Here is a 17806-nt window from a genome sequence, read left to right as displayed (position 1 = left end):
CAAAGCTGTTTTGGCTGAGCTGTTATTATCAGCCGTATCTTTTCAGTACGGATTGATCCATGTCCTCTCGCGAAATCCGCATCGCTACCCGTAAAAGCGCCTTGGCCCTGTGGCAGGCCGAATACGTTAAAGCCCGTTTAGAGCAGGCTCACCCAAGTCTTGTGGTGACGCTGGTGCCTATGGTCAGCCGTGGCGACAAGCTGCTGGACTCACCACTGTCGAAAATCGGCGGCAAGGGCCTGTTCGTCAAAGAACTAGAAACCGCCCTGCTCGAAAACGAAGCCGACATCGCTGTGCACTCGATGAAAGACGTCCCGATGGACTTCCCTGAAGGCCTTGGTTTGTTCTGCATCTGCGAGCGCGAAGACCCGCGCGACGCTTTCGTCTCCAATACGTTTGCCAGCCTCGACGATTTGCCTCAAGGCAGCGTGGTCGGAACGTCTAGCCTGCGCCGTCAGGCCCAGTTATTGACCCGTCGTCCTGATCTGCAAATCCGTTTTCTGCGCGGCAACGTCAACACCCGTCTGGCCAAGCTCGACGCGGGCGAATACGACGCCATCATCCTGGCTGCTGCGGGCCTGATCCGCTTGGGCTTTGAAGACCGCATTACCTCGGCGATCAGCATCGAAGACAGCCTGCCGGCTGGCGGCCAAGGCGCCGTAGGTATTGAATGCCGCAGCGCTGACAACGAAATTCACGCCTTGCTGGCGCCGCTGCACCATGCCGACACAGCCGTGCGCGTCACTGCCGAGCGAGCGCTTAACAAACATCTGAATGGCGGCTGTCAGGTGCCGATTGCCTGTTATGCAGTGCTTGAAGGTGAGCAAATTTGGCTACGTGGCCTGGTCGGCGAACCGAGCGGTGGCGTGCTATTGAGCGCCCAGGCCCGTGCCCCGCAAAGCGCAGCGACAGCATTGGGGATTCAGGTGGCTGAAGACTTGCTGGCGCAAGGTGCTGGTGCGATTCTCAAAGCGGTTTACGGTGAGGCGGGCCACGAGTGACAGGCTGGCGCCTGCTGCTGACCCGACCCGCCGAAGAGTCGGCGGCTCTCGCGAGCGCGTTGGCCGCCGCGGGGGTGTTCAGCAGTCGTCTGCCGCTGCTGGCCATCGAGCCATTGGCATTGAGCGATAGTCAGCGCGATCTGATCGCGAACCTGAACCGTTATTGCGCGGTGATCGTGGTAAGCAAACCTGCGGCTCGACTTGGCCTAGAGCTGGTCAGCCACTACTGGCCGCAACCCCCCGCGCAAAAGTGGTTCAGTGTCGGTGCCGCTACCGCGCAGATTCTCGCCGACTATGGCCTCGATGTTAGCTACCCTTTATCCGCAGATGACAGCGAGGCCTTGCTGGCGCTGCCGGCATTTACGCAGGCTGTTGCGTGTAACGAGCCACGGGTGTTGATCATGCGGGGCGAAGGCGGGCGAGAGATGCTGGCTGAACGCATGCGCAGCCTTGGCGCACAGGTCGACTACCTTGAACTGTATCGTCGAGACTTGCCGTTATACCCGCCTCAAACACTGCCTCAGCGCGTAAAAGTGGAACGCCTGAACGGCCTAGTGGTCAGCAGTGGACAGGGGTTTGAACATTTGCACCAGTTGGCAGGCGATGCCTGGCCGCAACTTGGCTGCATGACGTTGTTTGTTCCAAGCCCTCGGGTTGCGCAGATAGCGCGCAGTGCGGGGGCCAAAAACGTTGTGGATTGTCGTGGCGCGAGCGCTGCGGCTTTGCTGGCGGCGCTACGGGAACACCCCGTACCTGCTTTCTAACGCAAAGGATGGATACGTGAGCGAAACAGTCTTGCCAAAAGAACACGTGCAGCCCGCGCCAGAAGCGCCGGTTGAAAAGCCAGTGAGCAAACCTGAGCGTCGGAGCAATGGCTTGGCCGCCTTTGCACTGTTGCTAGGTGCTGCCGGTATTGCGATTGGCGGTTGGGGGGTGTGGCAGGTGCGTCACCTGCAGGCCAGCACCGCAGAGCAGTTGTCTGAGGTTCAGGCACTGGGCGCGCAAACACTGTCGATCAAACAGGGCGAGCAACAATTGCTGACCCGCCTCAATCAATTGCCTGCTGCCAACGAGTTGGATAACCAACGCCAGTTGGTTGTGCAATTGCAGGGCGATCAACAGCGCTTGAATCAGCGCCTTGAAACGGTACTGGGTGCGAGCCGCAAAGACTGGCGTCTGGCTGAAGCCGAGCACTTGCTACGCCTGGCCAGCTTGCGTTTGTCAGCACTACAAGACATCAGCAGTGCGCAGGCATTGGTGCAGGGCGCGGATGATATTTTGCGTGAACAAAATGATCCGGCCTCATTCGCTGCGCGCGAACAATTAGCCAAGAGTCTGGCAGCCTTGCGCAGCGTTGAGCAGCCTGACCGCACCGGCTTGTTTTTGCAGTTGGCGGCCTTGCGCGATCAAGTGGTTCAGCTCAACGCATTAGCGCCCGAATTCAAGGATTCAGGCGATTCGTTACTGGGGCTGACTGCCGATGGTGACGGCGCAAGCCGCTTCGCGCAGTGGTGGGATGAGATTTCGCATTACATCCGCATCGACTTCAATGCCGACAAAAACGTGCGGCCACTGCTGGCGGGCCAAAGCCTGACTCAGGTGCGCCTCGCCTTGAGCTTGGCGCTGGAGCAAGCGCAATGGGCTGCACTCAATGGTCAAGAATCGGTGTACACCCAGGCGCTGGCCCAAGCGCAAGAGGTGCTCAAAGGCAACTTCAATCAAGACAATGCCCTAAGCAAAAAGATTCTGGAACAAGTGGTTGAGCTCAGTAAACAGCCAGTTGCGGTCAAAACCCCAGACCTCGCGGGCACCTTGAGTGCGGTTCAGGCGTACCTTGAACGCCGCCATGTCGAGGCTGATGAACCGGGTCGTGCGGCTGCCAATCCTGCGCAGGAGACCCGTCCATGAAACGCCTTTATGTGATTGTGTTCTTGTTGATTGCGGCCGCTGCTTGCGTCGGCCTGGCAATCGCTGAGGACGCAGGTTATGTGCTGGTTGCCTACAAAAACTTCCGCTACGAGTCCAGTGTGTGGGCCTCTGCGGCTGTGCTGGTGATCCTGTGGCTGGTGATTTGGGGTATCAAGTTGCTGGTTGAGCTGTTCACAGCGTCGACCGGACTGGTTAACCCTTGGTCGCGACGCAACCGCAGCCGTCGGGTGCAGGTCGCTATCGAGCAGGGGCAAATGGATCTTGCCGAGGGGCGTTGGGCCAGTGCTCAAAAACACCTTTCTCGTGCGGCAGAAGCCGAACGTCAACCGCTGCTTTACTACCTCGGTGCAGCGCGAGCAGCCAATGAGCAAGGGCGCTACGAAGAAAGTGACAGCCTGCTTGAGCGCGCGCTGGAGCGTCAGCCTCAGGCCGAACTGGCCATTGCGTTGAGCCATGCGCAATTGCAGGTCGACCGTGCTGACACAGAAGGCGCGCTGACGACCTTGCAAGCCATGCACGAACGCCACCCGCACAACGTGCAGGTGTTGCGTCAGTTGCAACGTCTGCACCAACAGCGCGGCGACTGGGGAGCGCTGATTCGCTTGTTGCCCGAGCTGCGTAAAGACAAAGTGTTGCCGGCCCAAGAGCTTGCTGAGCTTGAGCGCCGTGCCTGGGGGCAAAACCTCAGCTTGGCGGCGCAACGCAATACAGAGGGCGATGCGGGCCTGCAATCACTGACACTGGCGTGGCAGCAATTGACCTCCGCACAACGTCAAGAGCCGACACTGGTTTTGGCTTACTCCGAGCAATTGCGCCGACTGGGCGCGCAGTCCGAGGCCGAAGAAGTTGTGCGCGGGGCACTCAAGCGCACCTACGACAGTCACCTGGTGCGACTCTATGGCCTGCTTCGAGGCAGCGACCCGGTGAAGCAATTGCAGACTGCCGAAGGCTGGCTTAAAGCGCATCCTGCGGACGCCAGTTTGCTGCTGACCCTGGGGCGTTTGTGCTTACAAAACAGCCTGTGGGGCAAGGCTCGGGATTACCTCGAGAGCAGCCTCAAACTCGAGCGAAACCCTGAAACGTGTGCAGAGCTTGCACGGCTTCTGGCGCAGTTGGGCGACACTGCCCGCAGCAATCAGTTGTTTCAGGAAGGCTTGAACCTGCTGGATGAGCGTCTATTGGCGCTGCCGTTGCCGGAATAGGGCGCTGCCACTGCGGGTGTTATTCGCTTTTGAGGTGCTTGCGGAAATTTCAGACGCCATTTTCTCTCAATGCTTCCTAAGCCTGTCGGTAATTCCCTACAGGCTTAAGGAAGTGTCCGTATTGGCTGGCCTTGAAAGGGCTGATGGCTTTCCTCTACCGTAATCGCCTGTCCCTTTTGTTTCGGATAAGCCATGTTTTTGGCCTGCTCACGTGTCCTGTTCCTTGTGGCTTTTTTAGCCAGTGCCTTGGTGCTGTACGCTTCGCTGTACCTAGAGTATGGGGCGGGGCTGACGCCCTGTTTGCTCTGTTTAATACAGCGTTACCTCTTGCAGGCATTCTGTTTCGTCAATTTGATTGCATATGTTCATGCACCTCGCCATTTCGGTTCGCTGGCGTATTCATTTCTGGTCATGTTGCTGGCAATCGCTGGCGCGGCGAGTGCGACCAAGCAGGTGCTCAGTCAGCGATTTGCGCCTGAACAACTGATGATCTGTCAGCCCGATCTGGCTCATTTGTGGAGCAACCTTTCGCTCAGCCAGATATTTATGTCGGTCTACCGGGACACGCAAGCCTGTGCGCAAATTCAATGGACGCTGTTTGACTTGAGCATTCCCGAGCTAAGTCTGCTGGCCTTTTCAGGGCTGGCAGTGCTGAGTCTGTTTCAGGTGTTGCGCTCCTTTTTCTTCAGAAAACGCATTCGGCCTGCGACGGGAAGTAGCAGTTAGTATTAAACGCTTGTATGAACTTTCTCTCGTGCGTACCTTGAAGCAGTTGTCGAGCGGGCATAATCTGGCCCGCACGCATTATTGGAGTTATGCCGCCCAATGCCGGTGTACCAACACAGGTTTTGGTTCACTTAGGCCCGGTCAAAAATCGGGTGGCATGGGCCCACAAGGGAAGAGAGATCATCATGCTCGAAAGATGTGAGAGTGCTCAGGAACGTTTCAATGGTGTCCACCAGTTGATAGATCGCTGGTTGAACGAGCGCCGTAAACTTGTTATGGCTTACGCAGCGGTCATTGATCAACAAAACAACCCCAAGCGCGGGCCTCAAAAAGAGTTCTGCCAAGTGTTGGTTGATTACGTTTCTGCAGGCCATTTCGGGATCTATGAGCAGCTCAATCAGGAGGCTCAAGCCTTCAATGATAAGCGCGGGCTCGCATTGGCTGAGACCATCTATCCTCGAATCAACGTGATTACCGAGGCCGCCCTGGCTTTCAACGATCACTGCGACGGTAAAGCCCATCGTCCGGATTGTGAAAAACTCGCAGGCGAATTCAAAAAACTTGGCGCCTTGCTGGATGAGCGTTTTGAGCTTGAAGACTGCCTGATTGAAGTGCTGCACAGCGCTCACAAACAGAAAGAAGCAGCGCAGGTTTAAGCAGGGTGTGAGCCTGGCTTGCCAGCGATGCAGACGGCGCGGTTTGAGACACCTTGTCGGTCCAATCGCGGGCACGCCCGCTCCCACAGGTCTAAAGTCGCACTCAACAGCGACTAAGACACGGCCTACTTGGTATCGAGCAACTCGATCTCAAACACCAATGGCGTGTAGGGCGCAATCAAATCTCCCGCCCCTTCAGCGCCATAAGCCTGATCAGACGGTATCGCTAATCTCCACTTCGAACCCACCGGCATTTGCGTCAGCGCTGAGCGCCAGCCTGCAATCACGCTGTCCAGGCGAAACCATTGCGGCTGAGTGCTGTGGTCGAATACGGTGCCGTCAGGCAGGCGCCCCACATAGTTCACATACACCGACGCTTGAGCGCCTGGTTTTGCCCCGGTTCCAGGCTTGAGTTCAGTGACGAGAATGCCGTCGACCAACTCGCGAGCACCGGGTTGCTGTTTTTCTTTGAATAAAAAAACACGCTCAGCGCTCAGCGCTTTTTCACTGCTCGGTTGAGCATTCTCGGCGTCTGCTTGTACCTGGTGCGCAGTCAGAATCTGCTCAATACGCTCATCGCTCAGTGCCAGCGGTTTACCTTGGTAGGCGGTTCGTAAGCCTTCGATCAATGCTTGAATTTGTAGCTCGGGGACCTCATCGCGCAAGCGTTCACCAAGGCTAGCCCCCAAGCTGTAAGCCAGGTCGTGCGCGGCTTGCGGGCTTGGCGAAGGGGCGGCATGAGCCCACTGAGTAAGGCACAACAAGGACAATAGAAACGTACGCAGCATGGGCACTCTCCGGCCTGAAGTGCGAGCGATTATGCCAACATCCGAGGTTTTATTCAGGGCTTTGAAAGATGTTGAAGCGGCTGCAAAAATTAGCACCGAACAGATTTAAAGATTGATCCAGCACAACCTTTTGCAACGCCATGCAACCCGTGGCTATGGTTAGTGTCAACATGATCTAGCGGCGGTTCTTGCAGAGGTCTAGTATGAGCCGCACTCACTTCAGCCAGGAGGTAAACCATGTCGGCCAACAAGAAGTCTGTTAACACGCCGTTGCACCTGCTCCAACAACTCTCAGGCAGCCTGCTTGAGCATTTGGAAAGCGCTTGTTCCCAAGCGCTGGCTGATGCTGAGAAGCTGCTGGCCAAACTTGAAAAACAGCGCGGCAAAGCTCAGGAAAAACTGCACAAGTCGCGTGAAAAACTGCAAGACGCTGCACATGCAGGCAAGTCCAAGGCACAGACCAAAGCCAAGTCTGTGGTGAAAGAGCTTGAAGACGTGCTCGATTCGCTCAAAGAGCGCCAGACCGAAACGCGCAGCTACATCCTGCAACTCAAGCGTGACGCTCAAGAAAGCCTGAAACTGGCCCAAGGTATTGGCCGTGTTAAAGAGGCTGTTGGCAAGGCTCTGTCGACTCGTGACGCTAAGCCTGCAACCAGCGCCAAAAAACCTGCTCCTAAAGCTCCCGCTAAAACCGCCGCCAAGACTGCTGCTAAAGCGCCAGCCAAAGCCCCGGTAAAAGCAGCCGCCAAGCCAGCCGCTAAAGCACCGGCACAAAAGCCTGCCGCAAAACCCGCTGCGACCAAAGCCCCTGCAGCCAAGCCAGCCGCCGCTAGAACAGCTGCTGCCAAACCAGCGGCCAAGCCTGTAGCCGCTAAACCGGTGGCTGCCAAAGCGCCGACTAAGCCTGCCGCTAAAACAGCTGCAGCAAAACCGGCAGCGGCCAAACCCGCTGTGGCAAAACCAGCCGCCAAGCCTGCTGCTGCCAAACCTGCTGCAAGCGCAGCGAAAGCCCCGGTTAAACCCGCTGTCAAACCAGCGGTTAGAAAGCCTGCTGCCAAGCCCGCTGCTGCTCCTGCCAAGGCCACTACAGCGCCAGCTGCCACGCCTGCGGCTTCTGCTGCTGCGCCCGCTTCGGCGGCGTCTGCTGCAACCCCGGCTACGACCCCTTCCAGCGCTTCCTAAGCGTGATTGATTGCGGCGCGCAGCTTTTGCAGCGCGTCGTAATCAGGGTGGTCGACACTGTCTGCCATCCTTTGCAGCCAATCGCAGCTGCTTTGCGATTGGGTTGGCAACCATTGCTGGGTTGCCGACTCCAGCCGCCGCAATAAGGTTCGCTCCGCCTCTAACTCCAACCCTTTGACCTGTTCGCGTAACGCCGATAGCGCTTCATCGTGCGTGGCCGCTTCGCGCCATTGCGTACGTAACTCGCGCAAAGGTTGCACCACGTTACGTTGCCATGGTTGGGCGAGGGCTCTTAAGCACTCAAGACGCGCTTCGTCATAGCCCACGTTGCGGTGTTCCAGCCACGCGGCGCACATCAACAGGCACACATCCAGGCCCTGGCTTTGCAGGCGTAAACACGCGTGCTCAATCCCGGGGAGGGCATAGGCCTTCAAACAGTAATTCCACAGATCAGTCTGCATAGTGCAATTCGCGCCAGTTGAGAGGGAAGCTGGTAGACTCCGCCGCCATTATGATCCGACTTCAGAACCTGACTTTACAGCGTGGCCCGCAACGTCTGCTAGAAGACGCCGAGCTGACCCTGCACGCCGGCCACAAAGCCGGTTTGGTCGGCGCCAATGGCGCCGGTAAATCCACTTTGTTCGCCTTGCTGCTGGGTGAGTTGACGCCTGATTCCGGGGATTGTCTGCTACCGGCCGACTGGCGGATTGCCCACATGCGGCAAGAAATCGACACGCTCGACCGTATTGCGATCGACTACGTGCTCGATGGCGACCAGCGTTTGCGCGAGGTTCAAGCCAACCTCGCGCAGGCTGAAGCCGACCAAGACGGAGCCGCACAGGCCCGTTGGCACGCCGAGCTGGATAGCGCCGACGGCTACACCGCCGATGCCCGTGCGCGAAAAATGCTCGCTGGTTTGGGGTTTACCAACGAACAAATGGACCGTCCGGTTGCCGACTTCTCCGGTGGCTGGCGCATGCGCCTCAACCTGGCGCAGGCTCTGATGTGCCCGTCCGACCTGTTGTTGCTCGACGAACCGACCAACCACTTGGACCTCGACGCCATTCTGTGGCTCGAAGACTTCCTCAAAAGTTATCCCGGTACCTTGCTGTTGATCTCCCACGACCGGGATTTCCTCGATGCCGTGGTCGATAACATTGCTCACGTTGATCAGCGCAAAATCACCCTCTACCGTGGGGGTTACAGCGCTTTTGAACGCGCCCGCGCCGAACGTCTGGCCCAGCAGCAACAGGCCTACGAGAAGCAACAGGCGCAACGTGCACACATGGAAAGCTACATTGCCCGCTTTAAGGCCCAAGCCACCAAGGCGCGTCAGGCGCAGAGCCGGATCAAGGCCCTTGAGCGCATGGAAGAACTGAGCGCGGCCCACGTCGACTCACCGTTCGATTTTGTGTTCCGCGAGGCGGTCAAACTGTCCAGCCCGCTGCTCGACTTGTCGGACGCACGCTTGGGTTACGGCGACAAAACTATCCTTGAGAAGGTCAAGTTGCAGTTGGTTCCGGGCGCGCGGATTGGCTTGCTCGGCCCGAACGGTGCCGGTAAATCGACCCTGATCAAAAACCTGGCGGGCGAACTTGAGCCACTGTCGGGTCGTTTGGCCCGTGGCGAAAACCTGGTGGTGGGCTACTTTGCCCAGCACCAACTCGACTCGCTGGACTCCAAGGCCAGCCCATTGCTGCACATGCAGCGCCTGGCGCCGACCGAACGAGAGCAAACCCTGCGTGACTTCCTGGGTGGTTTCGACTTTCGGGGTGCGCGCATCGACGAGCCGGTGCTGAACTTCTCGGGCGGCGAAAAAGCCCGTCTGGCACTTGCGCTGATTGCGTGGGGCCGGCCGAACCTGCTGCTGCTCGACGAACCCACCAACCACCTTGACCTCGAAATGCGCTTGGCCCTGACCATGGCCCTGCAAGAGTTCAGCGGCGCGGTATTGGTGGTCTCTCACGATCGACACTTGCTCAAAAGCACCACCGACGAGTTCTTATTGGTCGCCGATGGCAAGGTGCAGGAATTCGACGGCGACCTCGAAGACTACGCCCGCTGGCTGGCCGATTACCGCCTGCGCAACGCGCCGGTGAGCAACACCGTGATCAACCCTGACAAGACCGATAAAAAGGCACAGCGTCAGGCCGCCGCAGCCTTGCGCCAGCAGTTGGCACCGCACAAGCGCGAAGCCGACAAGCTCGAAAGCGAGTTGGGCAAGGTCAACGAAAAGCTCGCCAAAATTGAAGCTAGCCTAGGCGACAGTGGTGTCTACGAGGCGGCACGCAAAGACGAGTTGCGCGAGCTGCTAGCTGATCAGGCCAAGCTCAAAGTGCTCGAGGGCCAACTCGAAGAGCGCTGGATGGAAGCCTTGGAACTGCTTGAAACTTTGCAAGCTGAGCTGGAAGCCCTGTCCTGATGGAATCGCTCAACTTGCCGGTCCCGGCCGAGCTGATTGCACCACTGTGGCTTGGCTTACAGATCTTGCTGATCCTGCTTGCAGGGTATTTCTCGCAGCGCTTCGTCGCACGATTCCTGACCCGACTCAGTGAGCGTTACCCGTTCCCGCCGCAGTTGATGATGCCGCTGCGGGGTGGTTTGCGCTGGTTCATCATGGGCAGTGCAGTGATCGTCGTCCTTGAGCGTCTAGGCGTCTCGGCCACCGTGTTGTGGACCGCGCTCTCGGGGTTTGTGGCCGTTGCGGCCATAGCCTTCTTCGCGATGTGGAGCGTGCTGTCCAACCTGCTGTGCGCCGTATTGATCTTCACCGTGGGCCCGTTCCGCATTGGCGATGTGGTGGAATTGCTCGACACCCTCGACAAACCGGGCGTCAAAGGCCGGGTCGTTGCGATCAACCTGCTTTACACCACCCTGATCGAGCCTGCAGAAGCGGGCAGTGGCAGCAGCATGGTGCAAGTCCCCAACAGCCTGTTCTTCCAACGCTCCGTACGTCGCTGGCGCGAAGGCGACATCTAAATACACGCCTCCTTGCGATCTTTTAACGATCAAAAGATCGCGAGGCAAGCTCGTTCCTACAGGGAATGTCAGCAAAAAAATCTGGTCAATTTTCATCCAGCCCATTAGCTTAACGACTTGTTACAACTTTTGTCCGAGGTGCACGATGTCGTTGGAAACGTGGTTGGCCTTTTTTGCTGCCTGTTGGGTCATCAGCCTGTCTCCTGGCGCGGGCGCCATTGCTTCGATGTCGTGTGGCTTGCAATACGGCTTCTGGCGCGGCTACTGGAATGCATTAGGCCTGCAACTGGGGCTGGCGCTGCAAATAGCGATTATCGCCGCCGGTGTCGGCGCCGTCCTTGCCGCCTCATCCACCGCCTTCTACGCGATCAAATGGTTCGGTGTGGCCTATCTGGTCTACCTGGCGGTCAAACAATGGCGCGCCCTGCCAACTGACCTCAACGATGATGCCGCCATCCGCCCCATCGGCAAGCCGCTGGCGCTGATCTTTCGCGGCTTTCTGGTCAACGTCAGCAACCCTAAAGCATTGGTCTTCATGCTCGCGGTATTGCCGCAGTTTGTAGACCCTCACGCACCGCTGATTAGCCAATACCTCACGCTAGGCGTGACCATGATCGGTGTCGACCTGATCGTCATGGCGGGGTACACAGGTTTGGCGGCTAAGGTGCTGCGTCTGCTGCGCACGCCTAAACAGCAACGCCGCATGAACCGAACCTTTGCGGGTTTGTTTTTGGGTGCCGCCGGTTTTCTTGCGACGTTGCACCGCGCTACCACCTAAAAATCTTGAGTCGAGGTCATGGGAAGTGAACAATGTGTTACTTCTCATTTCCGTCCGGATGTATTAATGACCGCCCGCTCGCGTTTTTTGGCCTGGTTGATAGTGCCAGTGCTCGCGTTGTGCAGCTTTGCAGTGTCTGCCAACTCCCCCGAAGGTGCCTCTCAAGCGCTGCACCTTATTGACTACATTGGGGCGGACTATCCGCCTACGGTTGAAGACGGCAAGGTCATCGACGAAACCGAATACCGCGAGCAGTTAGAGTTTTTGACGGTTCTCAAGGGCCTGATTGCTGATTTGCCAGAACGCCCTGAGCGCGCGCAACTGGCGCAGGGTGTCAATGCCCTGCAATCGGCTATAGAACAACGTGAAGACGGCGCTAGCGTCGCCCGTGCGGCGCGCCAGCTAGGCGCCAAACTCGCCGTCGCCTACGAAGTCAGTCAGGCGCCGGTTATTACCCCTGACCCAACCCGCGGTGCGCCGCTGTATGCACAGCATTGTTCGGTGTGCCACGGCGCAGCCGGTGCAGGTGATGGCCCGGCTAGCGTGGGCATGACACCGCCGCCAGCCAACCTGCGCGATGCAGCACGTCTAGACCGCCTGAGCCTTTACGCGATTTTCAACACGCTGGGGCTAGGTGTTGAAGGCACAGACATGCCAGCGTTTGCCGACCAGTTGGATGAGCGCCAACGCTGGGACTTGGCCACCTATGTCGCCGGTTTGAGTGCTGATCCGGCGGCGACCAAAGCTGATAAAAACTACAACCTCGCCGATTTGGCCCGCCAGACACCCGGCGAAGTGTTAGCTGCTGAAGGCCCGCAGGCCGCCGCCACATTCCGTGCGCAGCGTGCTCAGCCGCCTCAGGTTAAGCGTGGCCCGGCGCAGTTGCTCGATTACACCCGCGAAACCCTCGATAAAAGCCTCGCGGCTTATCGTGCAGGTGATCGCGAACAAGCCTACGACCTGTCTGTAGCTGCGTATCTGGAAGGTTTTGAGCTGGTTGAAAGCTCGCTGGACAACGTCGACAGCAACGTACGTAAAACTACCGAAAAAGCCCTGATGGCTTACCGGCAATCGTTGCAGGACGGTTTGCCGATTGAGCAAGTCGAACAGCGTCTGGACACGGCCAAAGCCTTGCTCAAAGAGTCGGCCGGGTTGCTCGGCAACGATGGTTTGAGCTGGTCACTGAGCTACATCTCGGGCCTGTTGATTTTGCTACGTGAAGGCCTTGAGGCAATTCTAGTCTTGGCCGCTGTATTGGCGTTCTTGCGCAATACTGGCCAGCAGTCAGCGGTACGCAGCGTCAACATCGGCTGGATGCTGGCCTTGGTCGCGGGCCTTGCGACCTGGGCGCTGGCGGCCTATGTGATTGACGTCAGCGGTGCTCAGCGTGAACTGCTGGAAGGCTGCACGGCGCTGTTTGCCAGCGTCATGGTGTTGTGGCTGGGTGTGTGGATGCACGACCGCCGCCATGCCGCCGCGTGGCAGGATTACATCAAAAGCAGTTTGGTTAAAGGCGGTGGGCGATTTGGTTTCGCGGTACTGGCGTTCTTCTCGGTCTACCGCGAACTGTTCGAAGTGATCCTGTTTTACGAAACCTTATGGCTGCAAGCCGGCCCTGCAGGCCATAACGCTGTGCTGGCGGGCGGCGCCACGGCGCTGGTGCTATTGATCGGCCTGGCATGGATCATCCTGCGCGGCTCGGCGAAATTGCCACTGGCCTTGTTCTTTGGCATCAACGCCGCGTTGCTGTGTGCCTTGTCAGTCGTCTTCGCGGGCCATGGTGTGAAAGCGCTGCAAGAAGCCGGGATCTTCGGCACAAGGCCTGTGCCGTTCTTTGAGTTCGACTGGCTGGGCATTCATGCCGACGCCTACTCACTGAGCGCACAAGCCGTAGCGATACTGGCGATCATCGTGCTTTACGGGCGCAGCAAACTGGCCGAAAAGCGCCGGATGCAGATGTCGTAATCCGCTGTTCCCCCTGTAGCCGCAGCTAGCGACTACAGGGGTGGCGTAGGGCTGAACACCGCACCGGGGCATAGAAAATCGATGTGATAGCCCGACGATCCATCACCCAGAGCAACATGTATTCCGCTAATCCCCTCGTTCATTTGGGAATTAATCGAGTAATCAATAAAAGGGGCGATGGCGTCATTAACCCCGACTGCAAACTCTGTCAGTTTCAACCCTCTAGAGCCTGCCGCGTGTTTAAGTAAAGTGCTGTACTCAATGTGATTAACTTTGAACGAGGTAATGATGTTTTGTTCTGTAATCAATAGTGCAGTGTGTTGCGCCACGTCTAGCGTTAATTGTTCCAGTGCTCGCTTTAAATCGTTATCGGGTAAGAGTGGGTTATTTCTGAGAACAGTAAGAATGCCTGAAATAGCTAAGTGTCCACTGAACTGAAAGGGACAGGCAATCTGAGCATTCATATGGGCGTAATGAACTTCGAAAAATTCAGCGGCTGAATAAATGAAGTTGCTGCTTATATCTTCTTCAATCATGGCGTAGGGCGTGGCATCTTCTGAAATCACGACGCTGGCGTTTGAGTGTTGGCCCTTTATGTCGAACCGCGTGTGGGCATCCAGCAAAGCCAAAATGAGTTTTTGCTTGTGGAGTGCAGCGTAAAAATCGCTCTTCATGATGAGTGATAAACCATAAAGTGCACTTTTGACTGATGGTTCGAAAACATGAGTCGCGCAAAATACGCTTTGTTTATTTGAGGCATGCTTTGCTATGTCGAATGTTTTTCGTGCTGCATCATTACAAAATGAGAACACAACACTGCAGGCCGGGAGGTTTTCGATTTGGTTGAGTGATTGTGTGTTAAAGCCTGCAGCGGTGCATTGTTGAAGAAAATCGTCATTGTCAGAAACAACCCAAGTGTCCTTAAAGTCTAGAGGCGCAATTTTTTTGGGCACACGCATATCCTCTGAAAAAGTGAGTGCCCGCTGGTGGGATTTCAGGCACTCACATAGGCATTGGTTTATCGGTGACTAATCTGGCTGGTAAGCCCATACAAGGGGCGCCCAGCCAAAATTATCCGGGCCAGAAGTTATGCGGTTGAATGTTGGTTTTGGAATAGTTAGGTCAGTCATTTTTATTGTCCTTATGGGTGGGGCTCCTGAGTTTTCAGGAGGTTGATATGTTATAGGGCGGTATTTTAATAAAGGGTAGTCCTATTTTGGTCTGGTTATATCATTTCGGTGTTTGGAGCGCTTTCTGGGATTTATTCGGTTATTTGTGTAGGAAGTGTATGTAGTCCATGTCTGATGTTAGATGCTGCTTGGGTGTTTTTATTAATTTTCGTTGTGAGAAGCTGCATGTTTGGTCTAGATTCGGAACCTTACAAAGTCTGCGCGTATATTCACCGTGGCTCGAGTGAGGGATGGTTATGCATTCATCGAAAGCTTATTTGTGTGCCCGCTCGGTCAATGAGGCTCTTGAGCTTAGTGACCTGACAGAGTTGAAATACCCGGCCCACGCTATTGGTCTTTTATTAAATGAAGTACTTGAAGGGTTGAAAACGCGAGGGTGGCCTGTTGCACAGGTTTTAAGAGGGCCTCGAATAGTGTCTGCGCAAGAAAACTATGGATTGCTTGGCTACGACCCTGCGGAGGTCACCCTGGGCAGTGAGCACACACGTTGGGTGGATGAGCATTCGCTCCTGCGTACTCAAACAACCAGCCAAATACCAAAGGCATTGCAGCAGGCGGCGCAGAATCGTAAAGCCGGAGAGCTTATTTTATTGGCGGCGCCCGGGATCACTTTCAGGCGTGACAGCCGCGACAGGTGGCATTGTGCAGAACCTCATCAAATGGATATCTGGGTACTGGGCGATCCGCAGCTTGCAACGCGTGAGCACTTGCTCAGATTAGTCGCAGATATCCTTGAATGTTCAGTGCCCGGCATGTCGTGGACTTATCAGAGCAGCCCGCATCACTACACCGAGGGTGGTATTGAAGTGAACCTGCTCCTGGATAAGCAGCCCATTGAAGTGCTTGAGTGTGGCCGTATTGCTCGTTCGCTGTTGCAAAGACTGGGTGTGGATCCTGTCAAGCATGGTGGTTTGGCGTTGGGCATGGGTTTGGATCGCCTTACCATGCTGCGCAAAGGCATCCCCGATATTCGTCTGCTGCGTGATCCAAATGACCGCGTCCAGGCACAACTGCATGATCTGCTCCCTTGGAAGACCGTTTCGCGATTGCCCTCCATTTCACGGGATATTTCGCTGGCCGTGACACCGGGCTTGAGTGAAGAGGTACTGACCGAGAAGATGTTGCTGGCAGCGGGGGATAACGCGGCTTGGATTGAAGAAATGCACATTAAAGGGCGCTGGGCTATGGCGGATCTGCCCGTGCAGGCGATTGAGCGGCTGGGACTTTTGTCGGGTCAGGAAAACGTTTTGCTGAGGGTGGTGCTTCGCGATTGTTCGCGCTCTATCACCACGTTAGAAGCCAATGCGCTTTATGAACGCATTCAGTCGTCTTTACATGAAGGCGCTGAAGGTGGCGGATACAAAATCAATGGTTAAGCCTGCGGGCTGCTAGGACTTGGCCGGGAAATGCTAGCCTTCACCTTATTAATTAATGTGGAGCTACCCCCATGCGTGTCTGGATCGACGCAGACGCTTGCCCCAAGGCCGCGAAGGATCAAGTCATCAAGTTCGCGCTCAAGCGTCAGTTTGAGGTGGTTTTGGTGGCGGGGCAGAGTCAGATCAAGCCAACGTATGCGTTGGTCAAACTGATTGTGGTGCCCAGCGGCCCGGATGCGGCGGATGACTATCTCGTTGAGCACGCGGTGCCTGGTGAGTTGGTGATTTGCAGCGATGTGCCGCTGGCGGATCGACTGGTCAAGAAAGGAGTGGCCGCGCTGGACCCGCGTGGCAAAGAGTTTGACCCGCAAAACATGGGTGAGCGGCTGGCGGTGCGCAATCTATTCACTGACCTGCGTGAGCAAGGTCAAGTGGGAGGCGGGCAGGGCGCGTATGGCGAACGCGATAAGCAGGCGTTCGCCAATTCGTTGGACCGGATTCTGACCCGGCTTGCACGCCGCTGATTAGGCTTTTTGGGTCAGTTCGAGTACGCGATCGACCATTTTATTGATGCCCGATGCGGCTTCGCTGATGGACTGAGCCAGCATGTACGCAGGCGTGCTGACTAATTTGCGCGCCTTGTCTTCAACCATTTCGGACACTTCGCACTCTTGGTGGGTGGCGCCCATTTTTTCAACGGCGGCTGCGGTGTCGGGATCGTTGCCGATGGTGCACGTCACGCCGGGGCCGTAGATCTTGGCGGCGATGGCCGGAGAAATGCACATCAGGCCAATCGGCTTGCCCGCCTCAGCGAAGGCTTCGGCCAACGCCAGAACATCCGCTTGAACGTTACAGGCGGTGCCTTCAGAGGCAAAACTGGACAGGTTTTTTGCCGCGCCAAATCCGCCGGGTACGATCAGCGCGTCAAAGTCTTCGACCTTGGCTTCGCGAATGTCCTTGACCTCACCCCGGGCGATTCGCGCCGACTCAACCAGCACATTGCGCGACTCGGGCATTTCTTCGCCGGTCAGGTGGTTGATGACGTGCAATTGCGCAATGTCGGGCGCGAAGCATTGCACCTTGGCGCCGCGCTGGTCGAGGCGCAGCAGGGTGATCACGCTTTCGTGAATTTCGGTGCCGTCATAGACGCCACAGCCGGAAAGAATAACGGCAACGTGTTTGGTGGTCATGGTGGGTCTCCTTGTTTATGGCGTTAATGTCGCCTTATTTGGCAGTGGATGCCATAGGGAGTTTCCCGCTGTCCGCAGGCGCTGCGATCGCAACGCCGTGGGGGAAGGTGTGTGCGAGTGCACAAACCGGTTTACTCAACAGGTGGCTTGTTAACCTCGCCAGCCTGGATTTTTTGTTCTTCAAGCGCGGCCTGTTTGGCCTGGCGGGCATTTTTGAAGCGCCGACGCGCCCACAGACCTAAGCCAATGACCAGCAAGCCACCCAATACCCACAATTCGTACTTCTTGACGCTGCCCAGCAATCCTTCAAGCACGGCGCCAAAGTGATACGCAGCAGTCGCCAGGGCGATGGCCCAAATGGCCGCACCAATGCCGTTCAGCAGCAAGTAGCGGCCCGGCGGGTAGCCCGAAAGACCAATGGCCACGGGCATGACAGTACGCAAGCCGTAAACGAAGCGAAAACTCAAGACCCAGATGTCGGGGTGCTTGCGGATGTGCTCCAAAGCCTTGTCGCCCATAAGTTGCCAGCGCGGCTTTCGCGCCAACAGTTTGCGGCCGTGCTTGCGCCCCAGGAAGTACCACAGCTGATCGCCGGCATAGCTGCCGAGGAACGCCACGATCATGACCAGTTTGAGGTCCATGTATCCGCGGAACGCCAAGAAGCCTGCGAGAACCAAGATGGTTTCGCCTTCAAAGAACGTCCCTAGAAACAGGGCGAAGTAGCCAAATTCTTGAAGAAATTGTTGGAGCATTGTCTGGATGCTGGCGAAATGAACGCGCAGCCTACGCCTTAAGGGACGTTCGGGAAAGTATCGAACTGTGTCTTGTCGTTAACAAATCTTAC

The 17806-nt window shown here is 56.7% G+C and carries 18 protein-coding genes; 13 read left to right on the top strand and 5 right to left on the bottom strand.

Annotation, left to right across the window (positions count from 1 at the left end):
* Positions 1 to 59: 59 nt before the first annotated feature.
* The 6 genes from hemC (at position 60) to B347_RS0104105 (ending at position 5514) form a co-directional block, all read left to right on the top strand.
* A complete protein-coding gene (gene hemC, locus B347_RS0104130; protein ID WP_019408444.1) occupies positions 60 to 1001 on the top strand; it encodes a hydroxymethylbilane synthase in 942 nt (313 codons plus the stop codon).
* A complete protein-coding gene (locus B347_RS0104125; protein WP_019408443.1) occupies positions 998 to 1765 on the top strand; it encodes a uroporphyrinogen-III synthase in 768 nt (255 codons plus the stop codon). Before hemC ends, B347_RS0104125 begins: the two co-directional genes overlap by 4 nt.
* Positions 1766 to 1781: 16 nt before the next feature.
* Positions 1782 to 2909 (top strand): uroporphyrinogen-III C-methyltransferase, encoded by a 1128-nt coding sequence (locus B347_RS0104120; RefSeq protein ID WP_019408442.1) that lies wholly within the window; start codon positions 1782 to 1784, stop codon positions 2907 to 2909.
* Positions 2906 to 4132, top strand: a complete 1227-nt coding sequence (locus B347_RS0104115) for a heme biosynthesis protein HemY (RefSeq protein WP_019408441.1) — start codon at positions 2906 to 2908, stop codon at positions 4130 to 4132. Before B347_RS0104120 ends, B347_RS0104115 begins: the two co-directional genes overlap by 4 nt.
* 192 nt (positions 4133 to 4324) lie before the next feature.
* The gene (locus B347_RS0104110) at positions 4325 to 4858 is read left to right on the top strand and encodes a disulfide bond formation protein B (RefSeq protein WP_019408440.1); all 534 of its coding nucleotides are present in this window, start codon (positions 4325 to 4327) and stop codon (positions 4856 to 4858) included.
* A gap of 185 nt (positions 4859 to 5043) precedes the next feature.
* Positions 5044 to 5514, top strand: coding sequence for an Rsd/AlgQ family anti-sigma factor (locus B347_RS0104105; protein ID WP_019408439.1), 471 nt, complete (start codon positions 5044 to 5046; stop codon positions 5512 to 5514).
* Positions 5515 to 5639: 125 nt separating this feature from the next.
* On the opposite strand, the gene B347_RS0104100 is transcribed toward B347_RS0104105, so the two are convergent.
* Positions 5640 to 6302, bottom strand: coding sequence for an FKBP-type peptidyl-prolyl cis-trans isomerase (locus tag B347_RS0104100; protein ID WP_019408438.1), 663 nt, complete (start codon positions 6300 to 6302; stop codon positions 5640 to 5642).
* A 237-nt stretch (positions 6303 to 6539) separates the two neighbouring features.
* Here B347_RS0104100 and B347_RS0104090 point away from each other — a divergent pair, with 237 nt between their 5' ends.
* The gene (locus B347_RS0104090) at positions 6540 to 7484 is read left to right on the top strand and encodes an AlgP family protein (protein ID WP_019408436.1); all 945 of its coding nucleotides are present in this window, start codon (positions 6540 to 6542) and stop codon (positions 7482 to 7484) included.
* Here B347_RS0104090 and B347_RS0104085 read toward each other — a convergent pair.
* Entirely contained in the window at positions 7481 to 7945 is a 465-nt protein-coding gene (locus B347_RS0104085) for a TIGR02444 family protein (RefSeq protein WP_019408435.1), read from the bottom strand. The genes B347_RS0104090 and B347_RS0104085 overlap by 4 nt on opposite strands.
* A gap of 50 nt (positions 7946 to 7995) precedes the next feature.
* On the opposite strand from B347_RS0104085, the gene B347_RS0104080 reads away from it, so the two are divergent.
* The 4 genes from B347_RS0104080 (at position 7996) to B347_RS0104065 (ending at position 13206) form a co-directional block, all read left to right on the top strand.
* A complete protein-coding gene (locus B347_RS0104080) occupies positions 7996 to 9906 on the top strand; it encodes an ATP-binding cassette domain-containing protein (protein ID WP_019408434.1) in 1911 nt (636 codons plus the stop codon).
* The gene (locus tag B347_RS0104075; RefSeq protein WP_019408433.1) at positions 9906 to 10463 is read left to right on the top strand and encodes a mechanosensitive ion channel family protein; all 558 of its coding nucleotides are present in this window, start codon (positions 9906 to 9908) and stop codon (positions 10461 to 10463) included. Before B347_RS0104080 ends, B347_RS0104075 begins: the two co-directional genes overlap by 1 nt.
* Positions 10464 to 10608: 145 nt before the next feature.
* A complete protein-coding gene (locus B347_RS0104070) occupies positions 10609 to 11241 on the top strand; it encodes a LysE family transporter (protein ID WP_019408432.1) in 633 nt (210 codons plus the stop codon).
* A gap of 66 nt (positions 11242 to 11307) precedes the next feature.
* Positions 11308 to 13206 carry an FTR1 family protein gene (locus tag B347_RS0104065; RefSeq protein WP_019408431.1) on the top strand — a complete coding sequence of 633 codons (1899 nt, stop codon included), beginning with the start codon at positions 11308 to 11310 and terminating at the stop codon, positions 13204 to 13206.
* A 32-nt stretch (positions 13207 to 13238) separates the two neighbouring features.
* Here B347_RS0104065 and B347_RS0104060 read toward each other — a convergent pair whose 3' ends face one another.
* Positions 13239 to 14165 (bottom strand): hypothetical protein, encoded by a 927-nt coding sequence (locus B347_RS0104060; RefSeq protein WP_026013980.1) that lies wholly within the window; start codon positions 14163 to 14165, stop codon positions 13239 to 13241.
* A 467-nt stretch (positions 14166 to 14632) separates the two neighbouring features.
* Between B347_RS0104060 and B347_RS0104055 the strand changes: the two genes are divergently transcribed.
* Together B347_RS0104055 and B347_RS0104050 are read left to right on the top strand one after the other, a co-directional pair.
* On the top strand, positions 14633 to 15772 hold the full coding sequence (locus B347_RS0104055) for a hypothetical protein (protein ID WP_026013979.1): 1140 nt from the start codon (positions 14633 to 14635) through the stop codon (positions 15770 to 15772).
* 71 nt (positions 15773 to 15843) lie between these two features.
* The gene (locus tag B347_RS0104050; RefSeq protein ID WP_019408428.1) at positions 15844 to 16296 is read left to right on the top strand and encodes a YaiI/YqxD family protein; all 453 of its coding nucleotides are present in this window, start codon (positions 15844 to 15846) and stop codon (positions 16294 to 16296) included.
* Here B347_RS0104050 and elbB read toward each other — a convergent pair whose 3' ends face one another.
* On the bottom strand, positions 16297 to 16962 hold the full coding sequence (gene elbB / locus B347_RS0104045; protein WP_019408427.1) for an isoprenoid biosynthesis glyoxalase ElbB: 666 nt from the start codon (positions 16960 to 16962) through the stop codon (positions 16297 to 16299).
* Positions 16963 to 17093: 131 nt separating this feature from the next.
* Positions 17094 to 17714, bottom strand: a complete 621-nt coding sequence (locus B347_RS0104040) for a DedA family protein (RefSeq protein WP_019408426.1) — start codon at positions 17712 to 17714, stop codon at positions 17094 to 17096.
* Positions 17715 to 17806: the final 92 nt, after the last annotated feature.

Source organism: Pseudomonas psychrophila HA-4 (genome assembly GCF_000282975.1).
Lineage (GTDB): Bacteria > Pseudomonadota > Gammaproteobacteria > Pseudomonadales > Pseudomonadaceae > Aquipseudomonas > Aquipseudomonas psychrophila_A.
Note: the sequence above shows the minus strand (reverse complement) of the source record. Positions and strands in the feature narration are given on the sequence as shown.

Bases quoted from the DNA above. Each gene is read 5' to 3' on its own strand.
- B347_RS0104075 (WP_019408433.1), top strand. From the start codon at position 9,906: ATGGAATCGCTCAACTTGCCGGTCCCGGCCGAGCTGATTGCACCACTG.
- B347_RS0104090 (WP_019408436.1), top strand. From the start codon at position 6,540: ATGTCGGCCAACAAGAAGTCTGTTAACACGCCGTTGCACCTGCTCCAA.
- B347_RS0104060 (WP_026013980.1), bottom strand. From the start codon at position 14,165: ATGCGTGTGCCCAAAAAAATTGCGCCTCTAGACTTTAAGGACACTTGG.
- B347_RS0104050 (WP_019408428.1), top strand. From the start codon at position 15,844: ATGCGTGTCTGGATCGACGCAGACGCTTGCCCCAAGGCCGCGAAGGAT.
- B347_RS0104110 (WP_019408440.1), top strand. From the start codon at position 4,325: ATGTTTTTGGCCTGCTCACGTGTCCTGTTCCTTGTGGCTTTTTTAGCC.
- B347_RS0104105 (WP_019408439.1), top strand. From the start codon at position 5,044: ATGCTCGAAAGATGTGAGAGTGCTCAGGAACGTTTCAATGGTGTCCAC.
- elbB (WP_019408427.1), bottom strand. From the start codon at position 16,962: ATGACCACCAAACACGTTGCCGTTATTCTTTCCGGCTGTGGCGTCTAT.
- B347_RS0104065 (WP_019408431.1), top strand. From the start codon at position 11,308: ATGACCGCCCGCTCGCGTTTTTTGGCCTGGTTGATAGTGCCAGTGCTC.
- B347_RS0104070 (WP_019408432.1), top strand. From the start codon at position 10,609: ATGTCGTTGGAAACGTGGTTGGCCTTTTTTGCTGCCTGTTGGGTCATC.
- B347_RS0104115 (WP_019408441.1), top strand. From the start codon at position 2,906: ATGAAACGCCTTTATGTGATTGTGTTCTTGTTGATTGCGGCCGCTGCT.
- hemC (WP_019408444.1), top strand. From the start codon at position 60: ATGTCCTCTCGCGAAATCCGCATCGCTACCCGTAAAAGCGCCTTGGCC.
- B347_RS0104040 (WP_019408426.1), bottom strand. From the start codon at position 17,714: ATGCTCCAACAATTTCTTCAAGAATTTGGCTACTTCGCCCTGTTTCTA.
- B347_RS0104055 (WP_026013979.1), top strand. From the start codon at position 14,633: ATGCATTCATCGAAAGCTTATTTGTGTGCCCGCTCGGTCAATGAGGCT.
- B347_RS0104080 (WP_019408434.1), top strand. From the start codon at position 7,996: ATGATCCGACTTCAGAACCTGACTTTACAGCGTGGCCCGCAACGTCTG.
- B347_RS0104100 (WP_019408438.1), bottom strand. From the start codon at position 6,302: ATGCTGCGTACGTTTCTATTGTCCTTGTTGTGCCTTACTCAGTGGGCT.
- B347_RS0104085 (WP_019408435.1), bottom strand. From the start codon at position 7,945: ATGCAGACTGATCTGTGGAATTACTGTTTGAAGGCCTATGCCCTCCCC.